Origin of the sequence: Dysgonomonas termitidis, from assembly GCF_042654545.1 — a bacterium.
Lineage (GTDB): Bacteria > Bacteroidota > Bacteroidia > Bacteroidales > Dysgonomonadaceae > Dysgonomonas > Dysgonomonas termitidis.
In genome coordinates, this window is the sequence record NZ_JBHSGN010000183.1 from 1 (window position 1) to 532 (window position 532).

1 protein-coding gene is annotated in these 532 nt (G+C 49.6%); it reads right to left on the minus strand.

The features are described 5' to 3' along the window. Positions 1-532 (minus strand): hypothetical protein (locus ACFO6W_RS25995; protein ID WP_380002044.1); only part of this gene is annotated, 532 nt, incomplete at both ends.

Below are 532 nucleotides of genomic sequence, written 5' to 3' on the forward strand. Positions count from 1 at the left end.
TTTAGCCTGTACGTCCCTTATCCTGCCTATTCCATACCCTGTAGCATTGATAGCAGAGAAGGGTATCTGCATGATAGCCACCGCCCCGAATGTCTCCAGGTTCTGACGCGGATCGAAGAAGCCTTCTATCGTTTGTTCACCCCTGACTATATTTGCCAGGTCTGCATACTTTTCCTCTGCATATTCTGTGATTGGGCCTTGTATTCCTGTCGCGCTGCTTAGTCTTTTGGCTGCATTCGTTTTTAAGAAAGCAGGTACGGGTATTCTGAATTTCTGGAACAGCTTATCGAGGACGACCTCGCCGAGTACCTCCGACTGGTTTTCGATAAATGCGGAAGTCATACCCTGTCCTTGTGACTTCCTGTTACCGAACATGATATTCCCCTGTCCGTCTTTGTTCACGGCCTGTCCCTGCATCTCCTGATAAGCCATTGCATAAGAAGATGGGGAGAACATTGTCTGCACGGCAGGGCGTACACTGAGGTCTATGGCTCCTTTTGCCAGGCTGCTAGCTGTTCCTCCGATACCACGT